At 42.2% G+C, this 19,038-nt stretch carries 17 protein-coding genes and 1 pseudogene; 4 read left to right on the top strand and 14 right to left on the bottom strand.

Going from position 1 to position 19,038, the window contains the following annotated elements; all coding sequences use genetic code 11:
* Positions 1 to 95 precede the first annotated feature (95 nt).
* From GUA98_RS07155 to GUA98_RS07165, 3 genes and pseudogenes are all read right to left on the bottom strand, one after another.
* Positions 96 to 923 carry an aldo/keto reductase gene (locus GUA98_RS07155; protein ID WP_193722547.1) on the bottom strand — a complete coding sequence of 276 codons (828 nt, stop codon included), beginning with the start codon at positions 921 to 923 and terminating at the stop codon, positions 96 to 98.
* Between the two features lie 101 nt (positions 924 to 1,024).
* Positions 1,025 to 1,364: pseudogene (locus tag GUA98_RS07160) on the bottom strand (family 1 glycosylhydrolase); the annotation flags it as partial.
* A 53-nt stretch (positions 1,365 to 1,417) separates the two neighbouring features.
* Positions 1,418 to 2,311 carry a LysR family transcriptional regulator gene (locus tag GUA98_RS07165; protein WP_193722548.1) on the bottom strand — a complete coding sequence of 298 codons (894 nt, stop codon included), beginning with the start codon at positions 2,309 to 2,311 and terminating at the stop codon, positions 1,418 to 1,420.
* 115 nt (positions 2,312 to 2,426) lie between these two features.
* Here GUA98_RS07165 and GUA98_RS07170 point away from each other — a divergent pair, with 115 nt between their 5' ends.
* Complete coding sequence (locus tag GUA98_RS07170) at positions 2,427 to 3,815, top strand: MFS transporter (RefSeq protein WP_193722549.1); 1,389 nt, start codon at positions 2,427 to 2,429, stop codon at positions 3,813 to 3,815.
* Between the two features lie 440 nt (positions 3,816 to 4,255).
* Here GUA98_RS07170 and GUA98_RS07175 read toward each other — a convergent pair whose 3' ends face one another.
* Complete coding sequence (locus GUA98_RS07175; RefSeq protein ID WP_193722550.1) at positions 4,256 to 4,882, bottom strand: TetR/AcrR family transcriptional regulator; 627 nt, start codon at positions 4,880 to 4,882, stop codon at positions 4,256 to 4,258.
* Positions 4,883 to 5,003: 121 nt separating this feature from the next.
* On the opposite strand from GUA98_RS07175, the gene GUA98_RS07180 reads away from it, so the two are divergent.
* The 3 genes from GUA98_RS07180 (at position 5,004) to GUA98_RS07190 (ending at position 8,290) form a co-directional block, all read left to right on the top strand.
* Complete coding sequence (locus GUA98_RS07180; RefSeq protein WP_193722551.1) at positions 5,004 to 6,572, top strand: FAD-dependent monooxygenase; 1,569 nt, start codon at positions 5,004 to 5,006, stop codon at positions 6,570 to 6,572.
* 91 nt (positions 6,573 to 6,663) lie between these two features.
* Positions 6,664 to 7,608 carry an ABC transporter ATP-binding protein gene (locus GUA98_RS07185; protein WP_153978651.1) on the top strand — a complete coding sequence of 315 codons (945 nt, stop codon included), beginning with the start codon at positions 6,664 to 6,666 and terminating at the stop codon, positions 7,606 to 7,608.
* The gene (locus GUA98_RS07190; protein WP_193722552.1) at positions 7,583 to 8,290 is read left to right on the top strand and encodes an ABC transporter permease; all 708 of its coding nucleotides are present in this window, start codon (positions 7,583 to 7,585) and stop codon (positions 8,288 to 8,290) included. The genes GUA98_RS07185 and GUA98_RS07190 overlap by 26 nt, the downstream gene beginning before the upstream one ends.
* 234 nt (positions 8,291 to 8,524) lie before the next feature.
* Here the strand turns inward: GUA98_RS07190 and GUA98_RS07195 are convergent, their stop codons facing one another.
* The 10 genes from GUA98_RS07195 to GUA98_RS07240 form a co-directional block, all read right to left on the bottom strand.
* Positions 8,525 to 8,956: a universal stress protein gene (locus GUA98_RS07195; protein WP_193722553.1), complete on the bottom strand. Its 432-nt coding sequence runs from the start codon at positions 8,954 to 8,956 to the stop codon at positions 8,525 to 8,527.
* Positions 8,949 to 10,193 (bottom strand): CynX/NimT family MFS transporter, encoded by a 1,245-nt coding sequence (locus tag GUA98_RS07200; protein ID WP_193722554.1) that lies wholly within the window; start codon positions 10,191 to 10,193, stop codon positions 8,949 to 8,951. The genes GUA98_RS07195 and GUA98_RS07200 overlap by 8 nt, the downstream gene beginning before the upstream one ends.
* 217 nt (positions 10,194 to 10,410) lie before the next feature.
* The gene (locus tag GUA98_RS07205; RefSeq protein ID WP_193722555.1) at positions 10,411 to 10,971 is read right to left on the bottom strand and encodes a helix-turn-helix domain-containing protein; all 561 of its coding nucleotides are present in this window, start codon (positions 10,969 to 10,971) and stop codon (positions 10,411 to 10,413) included.
* Between the two features lie 434 nt (positions 10,972 to 11,405).
* Positions 11,406 to 12,500 (bottom strand): Ger(x)C family spore germination C-terminal domain-containing protein, encoded by a 1,095-nt coding sequence (locus GUA98_RS07210; protein ID WP_193722556.1) that lies wholly within the window; start codon positions 12,498 to 12,500, stop codon positions 11,406 to 11,408.
* Positions 12,497 to 13,642 carry a GerAB/ArcD/ProY family transporter gene (locus tag GUA98_RS07215; RefSeq protein ID WP_227779466.1) on the bottom strand — a complete coding sequence of 382 codons (1,146 nt, stop codon included), beginning with the start codon at positions 13,640 to 13,642 and terminating at the stop codon, positions 12,497 to 12,499. Before GUA98_RS07215 ends, GUA98_RS07210 begins: the two co-directional genes overlap by 4 nt.
* Positions 13,615 to 15,081, bottom strand: coding sequence for a spore germination protein (locus GUA98_RS07220; protein ID WP_193722557.1), 1,467 nt, complete (start codon positions 15,079 to 15,081; stop codon positions 13,615 to 13,617). The genes GUA98_RS07215 and GUA98_RS07220 overlap by 28 nt, the downstream gene beginning before the upstream one ends.
* Positions 15,082 to 15,513: 432 nt before the next feature.
* Positions 15,514 to 16,059 (bottom strand): GNAT family N-acetyltransferase, encoded by a 546-nt coding sequence (locus GUA98_RS07225; protein WP_227779467.1) that lies wholly within the window; start codon positions 16,057 to 16,059, stop codon positions 15,514 to 15,516.
* A 508-nt stretch (positions 16,060 to 16,567) separates the two neighbouring features.
* A complete protein-coding gene (locus GUA98_RS07230) occupies positions 16,568 to 17,356 on the bottom strand; it encodes a glucose 1-dehydrogenase (RefSeq protein ID WP_193722559.1) in 789 nt (262 codons plus the stop codon).
* A 284-nt stretch (positions 17,357 to 17,640) separates the two neighbouring features.
* Positions 17,641 to 18,162: a carbohydrate-binding protein gene (locus GUA98_RS07235; protein WP_227779468.1), complete on the bottom strand. Its 522-nt coding sequence runs from the start codon at positions 18,160 to 18,162 to the stop codon at positions 17,641 to 17,643.
* Positions 18,146 to 19,027 (bottom strand): lytic polysaccharide monooxygenase, encoded by an 882-nt coding sequence (locus tag GUA98_RS07240; protein ID WP_193722561.1) that lies wholly within the window; start codon positions 19,025 to 19,027, stop codon positions 18,146 to 18,148. Before GUA98_RS07240 ends, GUA98_RS07235 begins: the two co-directional genes overlap by 17 nt.
* Positions 19,028 to 19,038: the final 11 nt, after the last annotated feature.

Raw genomic sequence — 19,038 nt, forward strand, 5'->3', positions numbered from 1 at the left:
ACAGTCCGCTTGTTTTAGAAAGAAAAAGCAGTTGTTTTAAAAAAACAACTGCAAAATTACACCCCTAGTTTATACTTAATCAGGATTTATGTTCTTTATGATCGGGATCGAAACTTGCTCATATCAGGCTTGGGGAGCTTCTCATTTTTATTTAACAAATCAATGCTGCTCATCTCTTCTTCGGTCAACGTGAAATCAAAAATCGAAATATTCTCCAACAGCCGGGTTGCATTAAATGATTTGGGAATAGTCACAAAACCACTCTGTATATCCCAACGCAGAATGACCTGTGCTACCGTTTTGCCGTGTTTATTTGCGATATTCTCCAGCGTTTCATTGCCAGACAGCTGACCCTTCATCATTGGGGACCAGGCTTCCATCTGAATTTGATGCTGTTTGCAGAAAGCTCTTAATTCCAGATGAGTTAAATGAGGATGGAATTCGATTTGATTGACCATGGGAACAACTTCTGCCACAGACAACAGACCTTCCAGGTCATTAATTTGAAAATTGCTTACCCCTATGGCTCTGACTCTTTTTTGTTTGTACAGATGCTCTAGCGCTCTCCAAGTATCAAGGGACTTCCCCTCGACCGGCCAATGAATCAAGTATAGATCCAAATAGTCCAATTGCAACTTCTCCATGCTGGATTCGAAAGCATGCAGCGTCGAGTCGTACCCTTGATCCCCGTTAGCCACTTTTGTGGTTATGAATATATCTTCTCTTGGAATTCCTGACTCAGCTACAACCCTGCCCACCTGTTTCTCATTTTCATAAGCCGATGCTGTGTCAATACTCCTGTAACCTATTTCCAAAGCCTGTTTAATAGCTTCCGTTGCATCTTCACGTTCGGGCGTCCAGACCCCAAGTCCGATCCATGGCATCTGCACTCCATTCCTGAGTTGGGTATAGTGACGGTTCATAGATATATCCCTCCTGAATATTTCTAAAAAACCTCCTGGATCCAAAATCCAAGAGGTTATTGTAATGATACATATTAATAATTATATCGTGTCTGATGATTCTAGTCCAAGTTTGAACCATTGGATGCAATGACTTTCTTGTACCAGCCAAAGCTTTTCTTTCTGACCCGTACCGTTTTTTATTTCCCCAGTGGACGCGCTAATCAAGTCAATGGGCCCCCAGCTAATATATCCCATCAGATCAACGCCGTCCTGAATCGCTTTGGAAACTTGCGAGAGATGCTTCCGTAGATAATCGATACGGTAATCATCATTAATGACGTCGTTTGCTTTTACGTGATCCACTGCTCCCAGACCATTTTCCACGATAAACAATGGTTTCTGGTAACGATCATACAAAAAATTTAGAGCAAGTCTCAATCCAAGTGGATCAATTTTCCAACTTAGGGGTAATCGGGTTGTACCCTGTTTCCTTAATTTTCTCCTAATCAAAATCAATCAATAAGGGTCTGCTTGGATATCGACCCGAAGTATTCCACAACTACCTCACGGAATTCAAGAGCAGCCTGCGAAATGTACCGACTCCTGTGCCATAACAGAGCGATCTCCCGTACCAACTCATGATTCTCTACTTTGAGATATTTGATATGTTCCCCAGAATACCTTGCTGTACTTGGTATAAATGCTATGCCAATTCCCGCTTCCACTAGAGAACTTAGCCTTGCAGGTTCATCGCCTTCATACACATATGTAGGTATAAATCCAGCCGATTTGCATATAGAATCCACTAGATCGCGAGTACCGTAGCCTCTTTTTACCCCAACAAAAGATTCATCCCTTAGCTCAGTCAAAGATATGCTGTTTCGGTCAGCAAGCCGATGCCCTTTGGGAACAGCTACAAGAATCGGGTCGATGAACATGATTTGACATTCAATGTCTTCCCCTCGTATAGGAGGTGAGGACAAGCAAAAATCAACCTCTCCTCTATGAAGAAGCGTAACCATTTCCTGCGTGGTAAGCATTTGCACATGAAATTGGATATTAGGTCGCTTGTTCCGAAACTCTCGAAGGATCTGAGGCAATGTGCTTGCAGTGGTCACCGCCAATTCGAGTGTGCCATGTTCTGCGCTGGACAAATCGCTAATCTCCTGCTTCCCCTGTTCCAATTCAAACAATGCCCTTTCTGCACGGAGATAGAATCTGCTTCCAAACTCATTCAATCGCAGTTTCCTCCCTACTCGATCGAATAACGGGACTCCCAAATCCACTTCCAAGCGCCCAATCGTTTTGCTTAGTGATGATTGAGTGACATGCAAACTTTGTGCTGCTTCGGTCATATGTTCCAAACGAGCTACCTCGAGAAAATATTTCAGTTGAAGAAGTTCCATTTTACACCCTCCACTCATTCCTTTGAGTCAATGAAATCATAACACAAAATGCATTGGAATAAATAAATGATTTCAAGTACGATGATGACACTAATATACAGAGTGGGGGATTGAAATGAGTATTCGCAGTAGGTGGTTGATGATTTCCGTTGGACTAGGGATTCTATTGAACCCTTTGAATTCTTCAATGATTTCAGTTGCTATTCCAAGGCTGCAAAATGGGTTCCAGCTCGACTTTACTGTGGTATCCTGGATTATTTTTTCGTTCTACATCGCGAGTGCTATCGCTCAACCGATCATGGGAAAAGCCAGCGATTTATTCGGTAGGAGGAGGATATTTCTTAGTGGACTTGTTGTATCCTTCGTTGCATCATTATTAGCTCCACTATCCCCAAACTTTGGATGGCTCATCGTGTTCCGCATTGTGCAATCCGTCGGAACAAGCATGATGGTTGCGGTTGGAATGGCCATTGTGCGAATTCATATTACGGAGAAACAAGCAACTGCACTGTCAATGTTATCCATATTCTTATCCGGAGCGGCAGCAATTGGCCCCTTTATTGGCGGGGTCATCATTCATTGGTGGGGCTGGCCTGCTATCTTTTTGGTTAATATTCCTTTCGTGGTAACAAGCTTTTTATTAGCTTGGAAGCATATTCCTAAGGATGATCCGTCTAAGACATCCGTTTCTCGCAACATGTCCTTTCGCAAATGGTTTGAATTGATTGATGCATATGGAGTCCTGCTATTCACCGTGGGTCTGGTTGCTCTGCTCGTTGGATTATTGTCCGCAAAATCATCTGGTCAAATTTCATTTAATAACGCTATTGTCGGACTGATTGGCTTCGTTGGACTGGGAGCTTTCGTGCGACATGAGCTAAAAGCCAAGGAACCCTTTATTCCTTTACGCACTTTCGCTAAATATCCTGCTATGACTTGGATCAATGTGCAATTCACGATCGTTAACCTGCTTTTTTACTCTCTCTTTTTTGGGCTTCCTTCTTACTTGCAAATCGTACGTCATATCAGCGAGTTTCATACAGGGATGCTCATGCTAAGCTTAGGCTTATGTTCGCTCATTGCTTCGCCAATTGCAGGACGCTGGATCGATAAATCAGGACCCGGGCCAGCATTGCTTATGTCTGGTATGCTGATGACATTCGGGTCCATGTGGATCGTAACACTGGATCAGACTTCTCCCGTTATCAGTGTGTGTCTAGCTTTAGCTGCATTCGGTATTAGCAATGGGTTGAACAGTGTCGCTATGCAAGCAGCCTTATTCAGAAGTTCACCAAAAGAAATTATTGGTGTAGCATCTGGAATATTTAATACATCAAGATACCTGGGAACCATCCTCTCTTCTTTACTAATTAGCATCGTAATGGGGAATAACTTCAGCTTCGAAGGATTTCGAATACTTGGAATGATCCTCACGTTAATTGCATTGTCATTGGTATTCATGAATTGGCGGCATAAGGAGACAGGGCAGTTACATGAGTCCTAATTATCTGACAGATGTAAACTATCCAATGTTACTCAACAGAAAGCGGCAGCTGATTGTGAAAATCGGCTGCCGTATTATCTTGTTGAATTAACGTTTCCCGCTATTATCATGACGGCAGGATAATCTTATCATCTCTTATCATCTATTCATTAACGATATTTGGCGGACCAACTTATTGTCTTTTTATTATTCTTCTATGGACATTTCTCAATACCACGACGATATTACAACAAAAAAACCGTTAATATTAAACTTAACGGTCTAAAAAATTCGATATGTTTTCATATGAATCAACTATTTTTTGAGATTACACTCGATGTAGTTTATTTGCTTATTGATAAGATAACTATACTTGAGAGCTATTTTGGGGAACGATTGATCTTCATCTCAATGATTTTCTTTCCCGAGAGGAACACTGATCTCCTCACTTCTCTTCCCTGCTATTTTCCATATGCACAAAGAAAGACGCGTACGCCTTCTGTGATGATGCGTTTGGTTTGTTGTTCCCCCAAATCGCCTGCTTTTATCGGTTGATCAAATACCAACAAAAACGTTAAGGCAGCGAAGTGTTTAGTAGCCATTACAGGATCGGGCACATCGAGCAGTCCGGTTTGTCCAAACTCGGTAAACCTCCTGATTATCCCCTCTTCCGTTGCGTTATCCAGCTTTTCTAGAAACGAGCCAGGCAGGTTGGCGGCTTCCAAATTAACCAGACGGATCAAAGCACTGTAATCGGACGAACCGTTCGCAGAAGCTACGAATTGTTCGCAGAATAAGATAAGCGCCTGCTGCAGATCCTCAAATTCCCAGAGGTAGTCTGATATCCCTTGCTTGATCATGTCCAGAACCGCCTCACTGGTTTCTTCCACTACAGCAATCAGCAAGTTCTGTTTGTCGCCATAATAATCATAAACGGTCCGTTTGGAAACTCCCGCTTTAGCTGCGACTGCATCGACGCTGGAGCGATCAAACCCATCTGAAAGAAACAGGTCTCGTGCTGCCGCCATAATTTTGGCTCGTTTGTCTGAAGAGCCTTTACGTATTTTTTTGTTTACCGTATTATCCATCCTTATGTTTCCCCCCTACAGATATACTATCAAAAATAAGTTGCACTTTACAAACTACACTGTACGGTGTAGTGTAATTATTGCAACATATCATACTCTCTGATCAAGGAGGATTTCATCTATGAAAACCGTGCAGTCTGTTGTTGATGTTCTCATTGTCGGGGCCGGACCAACAGGTCTTACACTTGCCTGCGACCTTGCCCGTCGAAACGTCGACCATCGTATTATTGAACGAAGCCCCTTATATACCGTAGCGTCTCGCGCCAAAGCAATCCAGCCCCGCTCGCTTGAGGTTGTTGATGATTTGGAGGCCGTTCGTTACATTGTGGACACAGGTGTTGTGGATTTGCCTGTTCGTTACTATACCGCAGATGGCAGGAGTGTCGACAATCCGGCTATTACCATTGCAGCCAGCGCTGAATTGGAGACACCCTATCGTGATCCGGTCTGGATTGCTCAGTATGATGTGGAAAAAGCATTGCGCGAACGCTATGCGGCGCTTGGCCGTCATGTTGAGTTGGGCGTGGAAGCTGTAGGGCTTGAACAGGATTCGGATGTTGTGACGGTAACCGTGAATTCACCACTTGGAGAAGAGCACATTCGCGCTCGTTATGTCGTCGGCGCTGACGGGGGCAAAAGCAATATTCGCAAGTTTATTCACGTACCGCTGGTTGGGGAAACACACGATGATGAGCGATGGTATCTTGGCGATGTCCGATTGGAAGGGTTGGATCGCGATCATATTCATATCTGGACATCTTCGGAGGGGATGGTTGGGGTGACACCACTTCCGAAATCCGATATTTGGCAGCTGCAGGCTACAATTCCGGCAGATATCGAAGAACCTGAGCAGCCATCACTAGAGGCGTATCAAGCCATGTTTGACCGACGGGCCGGAGCAGGACTTGTTCGGCTCACGGATGCTTCCTGGCTTTCCATCTACCGTGTCAATGTCCGTATGGTTGAATGTTACCGTAACGGCCGGGTCTTCCTTGCCGGCGATGCTGCTCATGTTCATTCGCCGGCCGGCGGTCAAGGCATGAATACGGGCATTCAGGATGCGTACAACCTCGGTTGGAAGCTGGCGACTGTCATACGCGGAGCAGACACCACCTTGCTTGACACTTACGATGAGGAACGCCGTCCTGTTGCTCAAACCGTGCTTGAGGACAGCACAAAGAAGATGCAAGAGGTCATAGGAACGGCGACTGAAGGCGGTGGATTGTCCCAATCTTTGAGCACCATATCTGACGATCTGACTAGTGGGCTTCTCATTTCCTATCGTTCAACTTCTCTTACCTGCCCGTCTGCCTGTAGGAATCTTACCCGTTCATTGCCCGGGGACCGTGCTCCTAATGCCGAGGGTCTGCAGGGTATAGGATTTGCAGGAAGTGTATTTGACCTATTGCGCGGCCCACACTGGACTCTTTTGGCTTTTGTAAACCGCACAGATCATCCTTCTTTAGAAAATATCGCCTACAACGAACTCCATGTGCATTGCATCCTTCCATCGCATGCGGAAAAAGTGGAAGGAATAATAGATACCGAAGGGAATACCTATCGGATTTACGATGCAGCAAGTAATGAACTTGTATTGATTCGTCCCGACGGTTACATTGCACTGCGGGCCTCTATTAATGATACCGCATCGCTTATAAATTATTTGAATTCCATTTATCGAGCAAATTGATTTGGTCATGGCCAGCGGAATTTGTTTCAACATCTCATATGGATGACGGCTCTTATATTCGTTTTATTTTGGTTATGGAAGGACTGTTACTATGGAAGATATTATTCGAACCGTTAACTTGACCAAGCAGTACGGAAGTAATGTTATTGTAGATCGCGTTTCGATTTCCGTTAAGAAAGGAGAAATCTATGGATTCCTTGGGTTGAACGGTGCAGGGAAAACGACGACCATCCGAGCTCTTCTCGGAATGAGTAAGCCTTCTTCTGGAGAAGTGTATTTATTTGGTCAGTGCTGGGCGAATGGGAATCCCGATATGTCAAGACGAGTAGGTTATATGGTGGAAGTTCCTTATGCCTACCCTACCTTTACGGTTAGGGAAAACTTGAGTTTAGTAGCCAGATTGCGAGGATTATCGGTTCCGAAGGCAGTTAACGAAATTATGGAGCAATTGAATTTGACCCAATATGCAGATAGTAAGGCAAGAGATTTGTCACTTGGAAACGCGCAGAAACTTGGATTGGCCAAAGCATTAATTCATAAACCGGACGTCCTGATTCTTGATGAGCCAACCAATGCGCTTGATCCAGCCGGAATTGTCGAGATAAGGGAGCTGCTGAAAGCCCTAGCGTCTCAACAAGGGGTTACCGTGTTTATATCGAGCCATATCCTTGAGGAAATATCCAAAATGGCTTCTCGAATCGGCATTATTCACAAAGGCGTATTGCTTGAAGAACTGACAACAAAAGACTTTGAAACCATCCGCCGAAAGCAGTTGATAATCGGAACAAAGGATGATCGAAAGGCTCAAGCTATTCTTACAGAGTCCGGGTATGCGGTACATTCGACTTCGAACGGCTTTGCGCTACCGGACGAACATGCCGTTAAACATCCCGAACATATTGCGAGATTGCTTGCTCATCATGAAATACCGCTTACCTTGCTTAACATTGAAGAAGAGAATTTGGAGCATTATTTTCTCAATGTAATCGGAGCCGAGGAGGAAAAACGTATTGAGACCATTGTTGACAGCCTGTAGTGTTGAAGTTTACAAATTGCGTCGTTCCTATGTTTTATGGGGCACGCTTCTGTTTATATTGTTTGTGATCACGTTGTTCTTAGGACAGCCCAATTGGCATTCCTTTTTTGAACGGACTGCGTTTTTGTACGCATCTGTGTTTGGACTGCTGGGGTTTGGATTGGTAACAAGTTGGACATTCGGCCGAGAGTATTCCGATCGAACGCTTAAGGATTTGCTCGTTTTACCTGTATCACGTGGTAAAATTGCGATTGCCAAATATGTCGCAATTATATTCTGGTGTTTTGTAATGATGTTGATCAGCTTGGTTTATGCCTTAATACTTGGTTTTGCACTCAGACTTCCTGGCTTTTCGTTTGCGATTGTACAACATTATTTGTTCTTAATACTTACTATTGGTGCTCTCCACCTATTATTAAGTGCACCTCTTGCCCTATTGGCCTGTATATCGCGAGGTTATCTGGTACCGATCGGTTTTGCATTTACAACTTTAATGTTAGCATTGGTGTTCGGTCCTACCGCCATTGGAGCCTATCTGCCATGGTCTGTCCCTGCTTTGCATTTGCAGGAAAGCGGAGTATCTTTATTTCCGTTGCTGGCTACTAGTTACTTACTGGTTTTCTTAATCGGACTCCTAGGTCTCATTGGAACGGTTACATGGTTACAAAACAGAGAGCAGTGATTACCAGTCTCTTATTCTTCATGGAAAGTACAACCTTCAACATGTATCTGAGCTCTGTAGCATAGGAAGGCTCAACCATATCGTCTACAGGCCCTCCCTCCATTATCTTCAGCGCCAGCATTTGATCAGCTAAAAGGATATTGAAACAGCGGCATGGTAGGACACAAAATCCCACCATGCCGCTGTACGTTCCACGTTCGTATATTAATACGTCATCTCTGCATTACAGAGAAGTTAATGAACAATGAGAACTGGACAAATTGCCAGCTGGGAAACCTTGTGGCTGACACTTCCAAGCATGATTTCTTTTATACCGCTTAGCCCGCGGCTTCCAATAATAATGAGTTGCTGCTCAGTATCCCTTGCATATTTTAATATTTCATGTGCAGGGTTTCCCTTAAGATGAACTGTTTTCGGGTTAATCCCCTCAGATTCTAATTTGGATTTGGCTTGTTGTAATTGTTCCAAACTCGCTTTCTCCATTTCGTTCAATATTTCTTCCAGGAAATTCTCTGGTACATATGTCATGCCATTCGAAACATATTCCTGGCTGACATGAATCAAGGTAACTTGAGTTGATTTGTTTCGGGCTATTTCAACGGTTGCATCAAGGATTTTGTTCGTTATTTCATCTTCATCAATGGCCACCATAATGTTCTCAAACATTTTTATCTTCCTTTCCATGCAGCACATAGCTATACCGATTACCTACAAAACGGTTTCTTGCTGCTCCAATCCCAACTAAAAAGAGTAAGACTGAAGCACCAAGTAGAATGAAAAGTGGCAGTTTCCAGCTATTTGTCGCATCATGCAGATATCCTATAAGGGCCGGACCGACTGCGGCAAGAAGATATCCGATTGATTGCGCCATGCCTGACAGTTCGGCAGCTTGATGGGCATTTTCAGTACGTAATCCAAAAAACATCATGGACAAACTAAAGGCGAAGCCTCCCCCAATGCCGAGGATTATAATCCATAACAATATGATATCGGAACTACCGTAAAGAAGTCCGAGCGTTCCCGTCAAAAGCAAAGTGGTTGTGATGCCCACTAACAAACGTTGGCTAGACATTCGCCCAGCAATAACGGGAACAAGAAAGGTAAATGGAAGCATGGCTAACTGCACGATCGAGAGGTACCATCCGGATTGGTTGGAGTCAATTCCTTGTTGCTTTAAAATTTCGGGCAACCATGCGATCAACACATAGAACACCATAGATTGAATACCCATAAACAAGGTTACTTGCCAGGCAAGAGGGGATCGCCATACATTGACATCGTTACTGTCCTTCTGTTGGCTCGTCGTGGCTGTTTGCCTCGTTTGATTTCTTAATTGGGGTAACCAACAAAGGATCGATACGAAGCTTAGAATCCCCCATATTCCCAATGCTCCCTGCCATTTTAGACCTGCGTTCACGGCTAGCGGTACACTTATTCCTGATGCGATTGCTCCACATAAACTCATTGAAATGGAGTAAAGACCTGTCACGGAACCTATTTTATTTGGGAAATCCCTTTTGATAATACTAGGCAATAATACATTACATACGGCAATTGCGAACCCGAGAATTGCAGTTCCTAGATACAGGTTAGCTGCGCCAGATAAAGAACGTATTACAATCCCAACCGTCAGAAATATGAGTGCAATCAAAATGATGCGTTCAACACCATACATTCGTCCTAATTTGGGTACTAGAGGCGATAATAAAGCAAAGGCAAGCAAGGGCAGCGTTGTTATGAGGCCGGCTAATGTATTTGAAATTTGAACGTCATCCCTTATGAGACTCACTAAAGGCCCGACTGAGGTTAAGGGAGTACGTAAATTAGCTGCAATCACTATAATGCCGAGAATGATAAATCCTATAGAGGATGGAATGGCTTTTTTATTTTGTTGGTTCGGCATTCTTCAATTCTCCCTTCTGAATTTATACGTATAGTTTGTTTCCTGCTGATTAAAAAAAGACGCAATAACATCCGCGCGGACAATAAAAGTATATTATAATATATTATTATTTACAATAATTATTATTTAATATATTTTTGGTTGTTTGGAAACAAAAATACAACTCCGATTTCCCGTCATGGAATTCGGAGTTGTATGATAAGTCAAATTATGATCTTTAGAAACCATACTTTAAAGAGATATGGAGCACTGTCTCGCTATTCGTATGATTGGTATAAGCGTGAGGACAATCTGCACGAAAACTGATCGTATCATATTGATTCAATGTGTGAATCTCTTCGTTGACTTGAATTTCAATGGAACCCGTCATTACTGTTGCAATTTCAGTTGTATTAACATGATGACCTTCAGGGTGATACGAGCTATTTGGCTGTAAGTAAGCCCGACACATTTCAATACCGTTGCTTTTAAAGACGGGTTCAATGATCCAATTTTTTTGATCATTAGAAAATCGCAGTCCTTCGCCCGCTCGATACAAACTCACAGGGTCTTCTGATTTGAACAAAGCCAAGAGCGGCATAGATATGCCTTTTGATATTTTCCAAATAATCGCCAACGTTGGATTGGTCTCGCCGCGTTCGATATTCCCCAGTGTAAGTTTGCTTACGCCCGTTAATTCCGCCAAGTCATCCAAGCTCATATTTTTTTCTTTTCTGTACTTTTTCAAGGCACCACCCAATTGTAATACCATTTGTTTTGATTCATTGACTTCATCCATTAAATATTCACCTCAACCGTAAACTATTATAGCTAGTATATTGTTTATCTGAATGCTTTTCCAGACGATAAGTATTTGTTCCGCAACTGTCTTCTGCTAATAATTGTGTTTGGAAAGCCTCCCTCCTCAATATTTAGATATAATGTATATACTTCCAAGTATTTGAGATTTACAACATTTTATTTATAAAGTTATTTTGAAAGACAAGCGATCAATCCATCGTAGGAAACCAAGGCAATATTCAACGGGTGGCGAAGGCCACCCGTTGGCTACAGAATAACTATTTACAGCCATTAAAAATTGCCAATTTGGCTAAAATGGTTCATCTAAGTGAATGGGGTCGTGAGCTGAACCTAACAATAAAAAGTATCAGCAAGGAAGCAGGCCAGCTCCCACTTCGTCAGGCTCAGTCCCTTCGTAGCAGCTTGTTTTAATCACGAATGCCGTTCAACATGATTTAAAGGCTGTATTTTGAGGTCGAAGTTAACATTAATTTTCATACTTCCCCAATATTTCAACCATTGCTCTTCCGTTAATTCTTTAGAAAACGGCTTGAGCGAATGTGTTCCAACTTCTAAGGGATCCACTTTCAACTGTTGCATGCTTTTTAATAATACTGACGTTTTTTCCTCAAGGTATACTTCAATCTCATGAATGAAATGTTCCAATTGTTCCTCGCTTTGAATATTCTTTTCTCCCTGGTATTCCTCAATTCTTCCTTTCAGGCCCACATGTAAAGTCAAGGATGAATAGTCACTCGATAGCTTCATGCGAATTTTGGATCGAATTCGTCCTAAACTGATCGATAACTTTGGAATAGCCAAGACTTTTAAGAAATGATCGTTATCCAGAAGTTGAAAAATCTCATCGCTTATGTCTTGAGTGACCATTGCTTCTTTGTCATTTCGGAACAAGGCTGTTCCTACGTAATTGAAATTGTTCTTATCCGCATGAAAAACGGGCAGAATCGGATCCTTAAGCGGAGAATATAACTTCTTCATAAATTGATGAATATTGACAATGCTCATCTCACCTTGGTTATGCTTCTCGTAATGTTTTAACATCCGATAAAGGAAATAATCTTGGTTTTCTTGCTTCGTCAATTGATTTTTTATGTATTCATCAAAATCACCTCTTACAATCACTAAATAGACACGCATTGAAATATCGGGATCAACCAATATCGTATTGATCAGCTTTTCAATGCCTTCTTTTTTTGCCAGTTCCTCATTGATTAATATTATTCTCAGCTGTCCCTGTTTCAGTTCCCGATAATAAATTAAATTAAACTCCTTGCCTCCCTGCTTTATCAGATCAACTTCCTTGGAGAGAAATCGTTTTTCTTCTTTGATGAGTGGGGGTACTAAAGTGCTGATTTTAAACTTTCCCTCCGTCCCCTTGTCAACCGACCAGAAAACTACAGGAGCAATCTCTTCGATCAGATTGTTTTCGACATATGGAGCAGTGCAGCCGGTTATGCACATAAAGGTTACAATCGCCAATAAACCATAATACTTGTAGGGTATCATGCCTGCATACTCTCCTTTCGTTTAACCACAGTGAAAAGGATCGTAGGAACAAGCAAATAAATCAAAGCGCCCAGCCAGATTTGAAGGTTCAGTAACATCGTTTGACCCGGAACCGTTTGCCATAACCATCGATCCATGATGATGATACTTATCAAAATGACGAACCAACTCGACAACAATCCGGTTAGCGTTGTACTTGAATTCATTTTTTTCATAAAAACTCTTGCAGCTCCATAAAAACACAACAAAAGAATTGAAATGTCAAATACATAATTAAACATATGGAAAGAGATTAGAATGTACTCGATTCGTTCTAAAGCGCTCGTTTGAAGATAGCTTCCCATATATGCAACCGGAAAGTTGATCCTGCTTAAGAAGTTGGAACCGTAAAACAATACGGAAGCTATGAACAATAATGAATATTCCAAAATCGTCAGCATGTTGCCCATGACAAGATATTTGGTTATTTTTGTGTTGGAGCTTAACCATGGAACCATAAAGGCCAAATACACTGGACCGGAAAATGCCGACCATAAAAACAGCAAACCCTGCCATGATTGCCCTGACCATTCGGTGGGGATTAGAGGATACAAATCGCGGTAATTTGAAATCGACGAAAAGAAAAAAGGAATAAACATGATTAAGATCCACGCCCCGCATAGAAAGGCGATTACGACAAAACGCAATGTTTTTTCCATGCCATGTGAAGCCACAAATAAACTGATCGATAGAATAACGAGGATCAGCCACGTTTTATTCATTGATGGATAAATAAAACTATGGAGCATTTCAGCGTAACCCAGAGTGATGATTGAAATTTTCAACAGGATTATCAAAAAACCAAGTATCGCGAAAATTTGAACCGTCCGTTTCCCAAAAAGCTGTACAAATCCTTGATAGCCTTTTGCTGCATAACTGGAAGCAAACCATCTGGACAGCATCATCAAATTAAGTTGAGATAGCAGCCCCAAGGCGACAATTCCCCAAACCATATAGGAGTGAACCAAATAAACGGGCATGATTAGAATAAAATAATGCATTTGCGTTCGATTAACCAATAAAAGGAAATGGATGCCGCCAAGGGTGGAGGTTTGCTTGAATAAGGATAGAGTCTTCATTTCTTCATCTTCTCCTGTCGCCATTTCTGTAATGGTTTTAGATTACTCGGACGCGTTTTCATCCAAATCAAAGGCCCGCGAATAAAGAGGTCAATCCAATCTTTCCCATAAAAAGGAGAAAGGGGTGCTAAATAAGGTTGATCTAATGATGTTAATGCATGGATATGCGCAAGAATTCCGATCAGCCCGACCACGATTCCGGGCAAACCAAGAACTGATGCAAGGACAAGAAGAAAAACTTGCAACAGAACCATGGATTTTGTCATTTGATAGTTGGGGACTAAAAAGAAAGCAATAGCGGATATGCCCATCAGAACAATAAGCACTTTACTTGCAAAGCCTGCTTCTACAGCTGCTTGTCCTATAACAATACCGCCGATAACACCTAAAGTTTGACTTGTTTTGGTCGGCATTCGCAAACTGGCTTCTTTGATGATTTCCAGCGTTACGATCATGAAAAGTCCTTCCACAAACGGAGTAAAAGGCAATTTGCTTCTCGATTCCAATAATACGAAGAGAATCGGTAGCGGAACCATTTGGTAATGAAACGTCGTTAATGCTACATAAAAAGGAATCATCGTCAAAGAAATAATAAAACTTCCATACCTCATTAAACGTAAAAAACTGGCTACCGGCCAACGAAGGAAGTAGTCTTCTGGCGATTGGAATAGATGAAATAATGTAATGGGAGCAATTAAAGCAAACGGTGAATTGGAGACTAATAAAGTCAGCTTACCCTCACCTAAGGCATAGGCACAGGCATCTGGGCGATCCGTTTGTAGAAACTGCGGAAAGACCGTATGGTTATGATCTTCAATAAAAGCTGCAAGCTGTGCGGAATCTAAAAACTGATCGAAATCCACACTTTCAATTTTCTTTCTTGCAATGGAAACAAATTCCGGATTAATGATTCCGTCTATGTACATTAACACAACTTTCGTTTTACTGAGTGATCCGATAGTGAAGCTTTCTGTTTTTAATGTCGTTATAGGCAAACGTCTGCGCAACATTGTAATGTTTTTATCGATTTGCTCGCTGAAACTGTCTTTCGCTCCATATATGACCGTTTCCGTTTGGGAAGGTTCAACTGCCCGACCAAGAGGATTTTCCAATTGAACGCCTAACCATTGATCGTTGACGGAATCGTAGAGAAGAATAAATCCTTGCATTATTTTTTGCCCAGCATCTTCGATCGATTTAACTTCCGAAACTTCGGAATTGATTATGCATGAAGAAAGCGAATTTCCGGCAGCTCGATGAAGTGGCTGAATAATCGCCTCGTTCAAACGCTCTGGATCAATTAACGTTTTTATAAATAAAAGATAGACTGAAGCACCGGTACCCATTCTGTGTTCAACTACTTCGGCATCATCCATATGGTTTAATTTCTGTTTTAATTCATCAAGCCATATGGACATGGACTCTTGAGGATTTTCCATCTGAGGTTCGTGTTTTTCAACCATGGTCTTCTCCTCCTGTATTCTAATTAATCAATATGATCATATGCTTAGTATGTTGTCCTGTAATCGAAAAATCATACGACTGGCCCTGGATCGGAAGCTTGGTAGCGAATTGTTTTGGGAAAAATGAACAAAAAAACCAACGCGACCGACAACATGTCGGTACGCATTTGTTAGTTTAAATGAAAGAATTATCCATAAGCCTCAATGTCTTATTTATTGCTGATGCTGAACTGATGTTCATGTCCATCCGCTTACATTACATTGTCCATAACCATTATTTACCACCTAAACCATTGTGTCATCAGATTTAAGACCAACGGTATGACGACGACTGCCGTTATGGTATATTACGGAACCGTTTCGCCTCTAACATCGCTTCCATCCGTGAATTATAATCCATATCTTCCCTTCTCCAGTTATTGAGGAAAAGGGTCACCTCTTCCGGTAAGCAACCTTATGAAAAGCTTGGATATAACGAAATAGTTCCTCACCCTTATCAGACACATGCGTGTTTTCATCCAGTGGCAAAATCATTGCCTGATACGGTTCAGGTACCATACTATATTGATGAACATAGGAGGTTAGGACAAATCCGTTGTGTTGCCAAAACTGAATGCGTTGCTGATGAGCCTCTGTTGTCCCGGACTCCGCCTCGATGATTATCCCTTTGACTCCATGTTCCCTTATGGCCCAAGCTCTGAGTTGCTTCAGCATCCAGGTTCCGATACCCGACCCACGCAGCTTCTGTTCAATCGTAAGGTAATCGATGATCAGGATGCGGTCTGCACCATTCCCCACCAGTCCAGTAACTGCCATCGCCACCACTTCTCCATGATGCACGCCCGTATGTAAATAACCAATCCCCCGATGCAGCATACTGCGAAGAATCGCTTTTGTCTTGGCGCCCCTTGGAAAAGCCTCATGATAGATCCGCTCCATCCGGTCCCACAATGCTTCATCCCACGCCTCTATAGTCATAAACTCTATTTCCAGCACTTTTTTCACCCCCAGTTTTTATCAAAACCAATCTTGCAATTGTTTCGTCCAAATCCCAAGTTCCAAGTTATAATTAACGGATGCTGCACCAACAAAAAAGCAATGAGGTTTGCAAAAAAATGTACCGGTGTCACATTAAGCTTTCCTCTCTTAGAATCCAGTAAAATCCCCTTTAATATACTAACCGTGTTAGATTAAGATCAGTCTACGAAGAAAGCGGCTCTATACGCTCCCTCTCATATTAATATTGTACTCCAAAATGGTTTGGAGCATATTCATTTCCAAATCTGTTGTATAGGGCTGAAACATAAGTATATCAATAGATCATGTACTGAGAAAAATACAGACAGTGTCATCGTCATAGTCCAGATGGGAAGCAGGTACTTATATTCAGCACAAAAAAGAGCAAGCCATCTTTTGGATGACCTGCTCTTTTTCTTCATGTAAAGCCTCCTCTTCATGACATTGCCAATGAGGGGGCTGCAAGTGATTAGTATTGGTTCGATTGTCCGCCATCAATAGGAATAACAGCACCATTAATAAATTCGGATTCACCGGATAGCAGGAAGGCAACAAGACGGCCTACTTCTTCAGGTTTACCAAAACGTCTCTTAGGGTTTATGCTAACAAATTCTTTGCCGGCTTCTTCCCATCCTTCTTCGCCACCGATTTGTTTAAGGGAACCGACAACCATCGCAGTCATAATCGCTCCTGGAGCAATAGCGTTGATGCTCAGGTTATATTGTCCGTACTCGATTGCTGCATTTTTCGTCATACCCGATACAGCGTGTTTACTTGCGACATACGCCGCCTGATTCAGAACTCCGCGAATCCCGCCAACAGAGGCAACATTGACAACGGAACCGGATTGTTGCTCTTTCATCACGGGAAGAACGTATTTCATGCCATAAAAGACACCTTTAAGGTTAATGTCAATAACTTTGTCAAACACTTTACTGTCATATTCGGCTGTAGGAGCCTGAGTACCTTCGATACCCGCATTGTTGTAGAAGCCATCGATGCGACCAAACTTTTGAACTGTATCATCCACATATTTTTGAACAGCTTGCTCATCAGATACATCAGCAGTAAGCAGAAGAACTTCTGCCTCAGGTGCAACTTCCAGAATTAATTTCTTGGTCTCTTCAAGTGAAGGTTGATTAAGGTCAACGAGAGAAAGCTTGGCACCCTCTTTTGCGATTTCAAGTGCCGCTGCTTGCCCAAGACCTGAGCCTGCTCCTGTAATTAAAACAACTTTTGATTCAAAACGTTTACTCATGATCCGTACTCCTTTATTAAGTGAATTAACGAAATATTCGTCTATTTTAGATGAGAATCGAATTCTCAATTAAAAACCTTACATTGGAAATAATAAATCACAAAAAATTCACTTGCAATAATCAAACACATCCAAAGTGTCCGCTAAACAACGTTTTATACTCATATGTTCACCCAAGTAAGCAAAAATAAATATTTGTAATCGATTATGTTGAAACTGTCATTCTCATGTGATAGCTATCCATTCAAAAAAATCACTCAGGACAATTCCTGAGTGACTTTCGACTATTCTGGCAACCACAATGCAAGGACTTCGGAAGGAGTCCAAGTATATATTGATGTGTGAGCTTGACGGCAAATATAGATGACCTCTTTGTAAAGAACACGATCCCCGATGCGGTATGACGTATTCTCAGCCCAAGCCTTTGGTACATCCGGTTCTATAACTGGAGGAGATGACTCAAGTGTAGTAACAGTAATCACGTTACTCGCTTCAGATACATTCCCAGCAGAATCCTTGGCTTTGATTGAAAATGTATACGTCGAGCTTGACTTCAGACCAGTAACCTCATAACTTGTCACGGTTCCATTTACAGTAGCGATCCGATCTGATCCTTGGTAAATGTCGTAGCTGCTAACGGCCACATTATCCGTTGAACTGGACCACATCAGACTTACCGAGGCTGCACTCACGGTATGTGCGTGAAGATGACTTGGAGCCGTTGGAGCTGAAGTGTCAGGTATGTTTGCAGAAGTTGTCTGCACCGTAATCTCCGCACTGAGAGGTGATTCATTTACCTGCGGCATCAATCGCTTTTAACGCATAGGTATAAGTTGTTCCTTGACTTAATCCATTTACATCATAAGATACAGATGTTCCTGGAATAGTCGCAATCTTGTGTCCATTTTGATAAAGTTCATAACTCATTACACTTACATTATCAGTCGAAGGATGCCAGCTAAGTGTAAGTGATTTTGTCGTAATGTTGCTTGCTGTAAGATCTGTTGGAGCTGTTGGCGCTGTTTCATCGGTGTTTGATCCATTTCCACTACCCGATTTCGTTAAATTTACGTCAAGCGCTTGATAAAAGGCATTACCAGTATCAGCGATTTCCCAAACGCCGAGAATAACATGATAACCGGTACGGTCTGCTGGTATATCACATTGATGTGAGACCGATTTCTCTGGCATTTTCCCGCCATCACTGTAGCTACAGAACAGTTCTAAATCCTTACGCTCAATCGGAGCATTAGGGTTCCAGTCTTTTTTGGTTATGTAATATTTCCACTCTTTTGTTGCATGTGCCGCAGTCAATTTCCAGGTAAATGTTTGGCTTCCTGTTTGCATGTCCAGCTTTGTCCAACGTTCTGCCGATTGAGTATATAACTCCGGAAAAATACCTCCACCTGTAATTTCCCCATCGGATGGGCCTCCCACCGGAAAGTTCCCTTTTGCTTCCACACTCTGTGGTTCATATTGGACCTGACCGCAGTTACTATTGAGATTCTGTTGGCACAAGTATGCACGACTGGCTGGTGACTCTAGGTAACCGTGAGCTGAGATGACATTTGCATACACCAGCAAAAACAATATACCCGTTGCAAATACCAGGATCGTTTTCGGTATCAAGGATATTTTCCTAACACCTGAGATCGAGAGATAAGTTGACATAATAATCCTCC

The organism is Paenibacillus sp. P13VS (assembly GCF_015143645.1).
GTDB lineage: Bacteria > Bacillota > Bacilli > Paenibacillales > Paenibacillaceae > Paenibacillus > Paenibacillus xylanilyticus_A.